Below are 6379 nucleotides of genomic sequence, written 5' to 3'. Positions count from 1 at the left end.
GCCCGCCGGCTCGGCCTGCGCACGGTGCTGGTGCTGGGCACGTTCGTCGGCGCGGCGGGCTACGCGCTCGCCGGCGCCTCGGGCGGCCTCGTCGTCCTGTGCCTCGCGCTGGCGCTGTCGGGCGCCGGCAGCGGCACGCAGCATCCGCTCGCCTCGGCGGTGATCGCCCGGGCCTACGGCCAGGCCGCCCGCGGGCCGCTCGGCACCTACAACGTCGCCGGAGACCTCGGGAAGGCGGCGCTGCCGCCGCTCGTCGGGTTCCTCCTCGCCTATGCCGGCTGGCGACCGGTGCTTTGGCTCGTCGCAGGCCTCGGCGCCGTGGTCGGCCTCGGGGTCGCCGTCCTGCTGCCGCGCGAGCCCGCCGCCCGCGAGGCGGCGCGGGGGGCGGCACAGGCGACCGCGCGGGTGGCTTCGTCTCGCAGCGCGCAGAAGAAGTCCGGGTTCGGGCTGCTCGTGGCGATCGGTATGCTCGACAACGCGGCGCGCCCGGCCTTCCTCGTCTACCTGCCGTTCCTGCTCCAGGCGAAGGGGGCGGCGCTCGCGACGGTGGGCGTCGGGTTCGCACTCGTCGCCGTCGGCGGAGCGCTGGGCAAGGCGGCGTTCGGACGCCTCGGGGCCCGCTTCGGGGTGACGCGCAGCGTGATCCTCACCGAGGTGGGGACGGCGGCGGCGATCCTCGCCGTCGCCGCCCTGCCGCTGGCGCCCGCCATCGCGGTGCTGCCGCTGCTCGGCCTGCTGCTCAACGGCACGTCCTCCGTCCTCTACGGCACGGTGCCGGAGCTGGCGCCGGGCGGCCGGGTCGAGCGCGCCTTCGCGATCTTCTACACCTGCACCCTCGGCGGCAGCGCGCTGGCGACGCCGCTGCTCTACGGGCCGCTCGGCGACGCGCTCGGCCCGGGCCGGGCGGCCATGGCTGCCGCGGTCACGGCGTTGGCGGTCGTCCCGCTGATGCTCGCCCTCGCGCCAAGGCTCGCGCCGCGGGAGGGCGCCCCCGGATGAGTCCCGCTCGGCACCGCGCCCGGCGCGGGTGATCCGGCATGCGCAGACCAAGCCTGAAGAAGGAGACGAGATGAGGAACGACACGACCATCCGGACCGGCGGCTGCCATTGCGGCGCGGTGCGCTTCGCGGCGACGCTGGGCGCCGGCTTCCGGTCGATCCGCCGTTGCACCTGCTCCTACTGCCGGATGCGCGGCGCCGTCGTCGCGATGGCGGAGGCGGGCGGGGTCGAGATCCTGCAGGGCGCGGCGGCGCTGACGAGCTACCGCTTCCACACCGGGACGGCGCAACACTTCTTCTGCGCGCGCTGCGGGATCTACACCCATCACCAGCGCCGGTCCGACCAAAACCTGTACGCGGTCAACGTCGCCTGCCTCGACGGGGTCAGCCCGTTCGATTTCCCGGAGGTGCCTGTGATGGACGGGATCAACCACACCGGCGACACCGGCACGCCGACCCGGCGCGCGGGCACGCTGCGCTTCGTCCCGGCCGAGGACTGACGCCGCCGGCTCAGCGCCAAGTCAGCGCAGGCCGCGGATCGCCATCTCCTCGGGCGCCTGCTCGGCTTCGTCCTGCCGGGCGAGCACCTCGGCGAGGTCGACCGGGCGATAGTCTTGCGCGTCCACGCCCACGTCGCAGGAGCGGCTGGTGTCGGGCAGGCAGGCATGGGTGTGGCCGTAGAGGTGGCGGGTCTCGCGCCAGAAGCCCGGCCAGGAGCGATGCGGATAGTGCGACAGGAACAGCCTCCGCGACGTGCCGCCGGCGTCGATCACGCTGATGCGGGCGCTGTCCACCGGCGGCTGCGCCCAGGGCAGGTCGAGCACGCGGTTGGTGTCGTGGTTGCCGCGCACCAGCCGCTTCACGCCGTTCAGCCGGCGGAAGATCGCCGCGCAATGGTCTCGGCTGGCCTCGGCGGCGAAGTCGCCGAGGTGCCAGACCTCGTCCTCGACGCCGACGCGGGCGTTCCAGCGGGCGACCAGCGCCTCGTCGTGATCCTCGACCGAGCCGAAGGCGCCGCGCCGGCGCCGGACGAGGTCGGCATCGCCGAAATGCGTGTCGGCCGTGAAGTAGGTCGCCATGGGGTTTCGGATCGGTCCTCGGCCGCCCGGGCCCGTGCGCCCGGCAGAGACCCGAGATGGCGCCCGTCGCCGGCAGCGCCAGCCGACGCGGCATCGGACCGCGCTCCCGCGCCGCGCCTCAGGGCGCGTGACGCGGCGGCGGCTCCTTCTCGAGCCCGAGGAGGCCGGCGAGCTGCCCGCGGGCGCGGCTGACCCGGCTCTTCACCGTGCCGACCTGGCATTGCAGCCGCACCGCGGCCTCCTCGTAGGTGAGGCCCTCGGCGCCGATGAGGAGGAGCGCCTCGCGCTGCGTCGCCGGAAGCGTCTCCATGACCGCGTAGAGGCGTTTGAGGGTGACGACGTCCTCCTGGTCCGGCACCGCGGTCAGCTTGCCGGCCTGGACGCCGTCGGCATCCTCCACCTCGCGCTTGCGCTTGCGAATCTCGGTGTAGAACTGGTTGCGCATGATCGTGAACAGCCACGCCACCAGGTTCGAGCCCGCCTGGAACCGGTGCTGGTTCATCCACGCCTTCATCAAGGTTTCCTGGACCAGGTCGTCGGTCCGGCTCATGTCGCCGACGAGCGAGAACGCGAAGGTGCGCAGCGCCGGGAGAACGGCCATCAGGTCGTCGCGGAACGCCGTGGTCGGCGTCTCGCCGCGGCTCGCGAGCACGTCCTCGAAGCGGCGCACCAGGGCGCGCAGCGGCTCCGGCAGGGCGTCGCCCGCAGGCAAGGCGAAGTACGCGCGGAGCTCGCCGCCGAGATGGTTGCGGACGACGGCCGCGACGTCGACCGCGCCCAGCTCGGCGTCGAAGGTTTCGTCCCGGCCGTTGGAGATGGCTTGCGTCATGCCGATGGAGCGTCCCAAGGTTCTCACGGTCAAGCTCTTTTGAGCCGGTCTAAGGTAATTGCATATTAAATTCTGAGCCGGTGATGAACGGCCCTTAACCGTGACCGACTCCGACGGAACGTTGCTTTAGCAACGAACCCCTTTGCTCTGGCCTCATCGTGGCCCGGATGGTGAAGGCGGGCAATCGAGGCGGAGCGGGACTTTAGGGCGGGTGCGCGGCACGGGCCGCGCATGGCTGTCGCAGGTGGGTCTCAAGTCGGAACCGATCCGATCAGGCCCGATTTCATCACGGGCAACCTTCTCGCGCGGGGAAGGTTGAGGTATCTATTCATCATGTCTCGCCGAGTTTCCTATCTCATCCACGACCGGGACGACGGTCTGTTCGACGCAGCCGCCACCGTCGCGCCCGACAAGACGTATCGGCGCGAGGGCTTCGCCTCGCTCGCCGACGCCGAGGAATGGATCGATGGGCTGCGCGTCCTGATGGCCGCGATCGGCGCGCCGGTGGTGCAGGCGCAACCGGAGCCGGGCCTGCGCGATGCCCCTGCCCTTCCGTTCAGCGCGGCGCGCGCGACCGAACCGAAGACGGCCGGCGCCCGGCTGCGGCGCTTCCGCGATGCGATGTCCGCCTCCGAGGACGAGGCGGACTGAACCGCCGACTGCGCGGCGGCCTCCCCACGGAAGAGCCTCCATCCGGCCGGGCAGTACGGCCTTGCCTTCGGAGCCGGGCGAACCAGACTGCGTCGGGCGAGCGCGACCGATCCGGTCCGCGCGAGGAAACCGCCGATGGTCCGAACCCGAACCGGTGCGTGCGTGCTCGTCGACCAGCTCCTGGCGCAAGGCGTCGACCGGCTGACCTGCGTCCCCGGCGAGAGCTACCTCGCCGTCCTCGACGCGCTCTACGACACGGACGTCGACGTGCTGGTCTGCCGGCAGGAGGGCGGGGCCGCGATGATGGCCGAGGCGGCGGGCAAGCTCACCGGCCGGCCGGGCGTCTGCTTCGTCACCCGCGGTCCCGGCGCCACCAACGCGTCGGCGGGCCTCCACGTGGCGCAGCAGGATTCGACCCCGATGATCCTGTTCGTCGGCCAGGTCGCCCGCGCCATGCGCGACCGCGACGCCTTCCAGGAGATCGACTACCGGGCGATGTTCGGCACGGTGGCCAAGTGGGTCGTCGAGGTCGACGACGCCGCGCGCATCCCAGAGCTCATCGCCCGCGCCTTCCGGGTGGCGATGCAGGGGCGCCCCGGCCCGGTGGTGGTGGCGCTGCCGGAGGACATGCTCGACGACGCCGTCGCCGTCGCGGACGCGGGGTCCGTCGCGCCGGCGGAGCCCGCGCCCCGGCCGGAGGACGTTTTCGCGCTGCGCCGGATGCTCGACGGCGCGCAAAAGCCGGTCGTGCTCGTCGGCGGCTCGCGCTGGAGCGAGGCGGCGCGGGACGACCTCGTCGCCTTCGCCGCGGCCGAGGACCTGCCGGTGGCGACCTCGTTCCGACGCGCCCACCTGTTTCCCGCCGACCATCCGAACTACGCCGGCGAGCTCGGCATCGGCCCGAACCCGGCCCTCGTCGCGCGCATCCGCGAGGCCGACCTGCTGCTGATGGTCGGCGGCCGCCTGTCGGAGATGCCGGCGCAATCCTATCGCCTGCTCGGCATTCCCGATCCCGGCCTGCCGCTGGTCCACGCCCACCCGGATGCGAACGAGCTCGGCCGCGTCTACCAGCCGACGCTGGCGATCCAGTCCGCGCCCGGCCCGCTCCTGGCGGCGCTGCGGGCGTCGCCGCCACCCGTCTCGAACCCACGCGGCCGGGCGGCGGCGGCGCATGCGAGCTACCGCGACTGGTCCGAGCGCCCGGCCCCGACGCCTGGCGCCTTCCAGTACGGCGAGGCCGTGACGTGGCTGCGCGAACGGCTGCCGGCCGATGCGATCCTGTGCAACGGGGCCGGCAACTTCGCCACCTGGATTCACCGCTACTACCGGTTCCGGCGTTTCCGCACCCAGCTCGCGCCGACCTCGGGCTCGATGGGCTACGGCGTGCCCGCCGCGATCATGGCCAAGCGCATCCGGCCCGAGCGCATCGTGGTCGCGCTCGCGGGCGACGGCGACGTGCTGATGACCGGCCAGGAATTCGCGACCGCCGTGCAGTACGCGATCCCGATCCTCGTCGTGGTGCTCGACAACGGCATGTACGGCACCATCCGAATGCACCAGGAGCACACATATCCCGGCCGCGTCTCCGGCACGCGGCTGCGCAACCCGGACTTCGCCGCCCTCGCCCGCGCCTATGGCGGCCACGGCGAGCGGGTGGCGCGGACGGAGGAGTTCGCACCGGCCTTCGAGCGGGCGCTCGCCTCCGGGCTGCCCGCGATGCTGCACTGCCTCGTCGACCCGCAGGCCCTGACGCCGACCCAGACGCTCGACGCGATCCGCGCCGGGGCGGTGGCGCAGGGCAAGGGAGAGCAGAGCAAGGGCGCCGGCGGTTGACGCGTCGTCCGCCTGCGCCCGCATCGTCAGAAGATCGAGATCAGCAGAATGCCGGCCACCATCAGCGCGGCACCGCCGAGCCGTGACGGGCCGGCCTTGACCTGCTTCATGCCGACCCAGCCGAAATGGTCGAGCGCCACCGAGGTCAGCAGGTTGGCGGTGATCAGGAGGCCGTTGAAGGCGCCGGCGCCGACCGTGTCGACGAAAAGCAGGCCGCCGAACACCGCCACCGCACCGGTGATGCCGGCCAGTGGCATCCACCAGCGCACGCCCTCGACGTCCTCGCGCTTCGGCAGCGGGGTCGGGCGCACCAGGAACACCAGGGCGAACACGAACACCACCGGCAGGAACGAGACGGTGGCCGCGAGCCAGGGGTTCACGAGCGCGCCGCGCAGCTGCGAGTTCCAGACGACGCCCACCGCCTGCAGGATGCCGGCGACGACGATGAACGGGTAGAGCAGCTTCGGGTTGAGGCCGTGGCCCTCGTCCTTTTCGCCGCCCTTGTCGGCGGTGGTGCGGGCGATGAACACCACGCCGACCGCCATCAGCAGCCCGCCGAGCCACGGCAGCGGCTTGAAGCCGCCGCCCTGAAGCCCGAACAGGCCGAGCGAATCCATCGCGAGGGAGGCCAGGATGTTGGCCGTCAGCGTGAGGCCGTTGAACGGCCCGGCGCCGACCTTGTCGATGAAGGCGAGGCCCCCGAACACCGCGACCGCGCCGGCGACGCCGCCGAGCGGCGCGTACCAGGGCATCTTGCCCAGGGTCTCGAGGGTCGGCAGCGGGGTCGGCATGATGAAGAACAGCGTCGCGAACACGAACACGATCGGCGCGAACGACACCGTCGCCGCGAGCCACGGGTTCACCAGCCGCCCCCGCAGCTGGGCGTTCATGGAGTTGCCCAGCGCCTGGAGGGCGCCGGCGACCAGGATGAAGGGATAGAGCAGGGCGGCGTTCAAGGGCGGATCTCCGGTCCGAGAGACGGGGTTTTG

The 6379-nt window shown here is 72.4% G+C and carries 7 protein-coding genes; 4 read left to right on the top strand and 3 right to left on the bottom strand.

Annotated features, from left to right (window positions below):
- Positions 1-999, top strand: a 999-nt coding sequence (locus tag FV229_RS12130) for an MFS transporter (RefSeq protein WP_147752220.1), incomplete at its 5' end; no start/stop codon positions are given.
- A 70-nt stretch (positions 1000-1069) separates the two neighbouring features.
- Positions 1070-1498 carry a GFA family protein gene (locus tag FV229_RS12125; protein ID WP_147752219.1) on the top strand — a complete coding sequence of 143 codons (429 nt, stop codon included), beginning with the start codon at positions 1070-1072 and terminating at the stop codon, positions 1496-1498.
- A gap of 21 nt (positions 1499-1519) precedes the next feature.
- On the opposite strand, the gene FV229_RS12120 is transcribed toward FV229_RS12125, so the two are convergent.
- Complete coding sequence (locus tag FV229_RS12120) at positions 1520-2077, bottom strand: metallophosphoesterase (protein ID WP_147752218.1); 558 nt, start codon at positions 2075-2077, stop codon at positions 1520-1522.
- A gap of 118 nt (positions 2078-2195) precedes the next feature.
- On the bottom strand, positions 2196-2906 hold the full coding sequence (locus tag FV229_RS12115) for a sigma-70 family RNA polymerase sigma factor (RefSeq protein WP_147752217.1): 711 nt from the start codon (positions 2904-2906) through the stop codon (positions 2196-2198).
- 333 nt (positions 2907-3239) lie between these two features.
- Here FV229_RS12115 and FV229_RS27385 point away from each other — a divergent pair, with 333 nt between their 5' ends.
- Both FV229_RS27385 and FV229_RS12105 read left to right on the top strand, forming a co-directional pair.
- Positions 3240-3557 (top strand): hypothetical protein, encoded by a 318-nt coding sequence (locus FV229_RS27385; RefSeq protein WP_187275130.1) that lies wholly within the window; start codon positions 3240-3242, stop codon positions 3555-3557.
- A 135-nt stretch (positions 3558-3692) separates the two neighbouring features.
- On the top strand, positions 3693-5390 hold the full coding sequence (locus FV229_RS12105) for a thiamine pyrophosphate-binding protein (protein WP_147752216.1): 1698 nt from the start codon (positions 3693-3695) through the stop codon (positions 5388-5390).
- A gap of 26 nt (positions 5391-5416) precedes the next feature.
- Here the strand turns inward: FV229_RS12105 and FV229_RS12100 are convergent, their stop codons facing one another.
- Positions 5417-6346, bottom strand: a complete 930-nt coding sequence (locus FV229_RS12100; RefSeq protein ID WP_147752215.1) for a DMT family transporter — start codon at positions 6344-6346, stop codon at positions 5417-5419.
- Between the last annotated feature and the right edge of the window lie 33 nt (positions 6347-6379).

The sequence above is a fragment of the Methylobacterium sp. WL120 genome, assembly GCF_008039465.1.
Classification (GTDB): Bacteria; Pseudomonadota; Alphaproteobacteria; order Rhizobiales; family Beijerinckiaceae; genus Methylobacterium; species Methylobacterium cerastii.
This window is presented reverse-complemented; position numbering and strand designations above follow the sequence as displayed.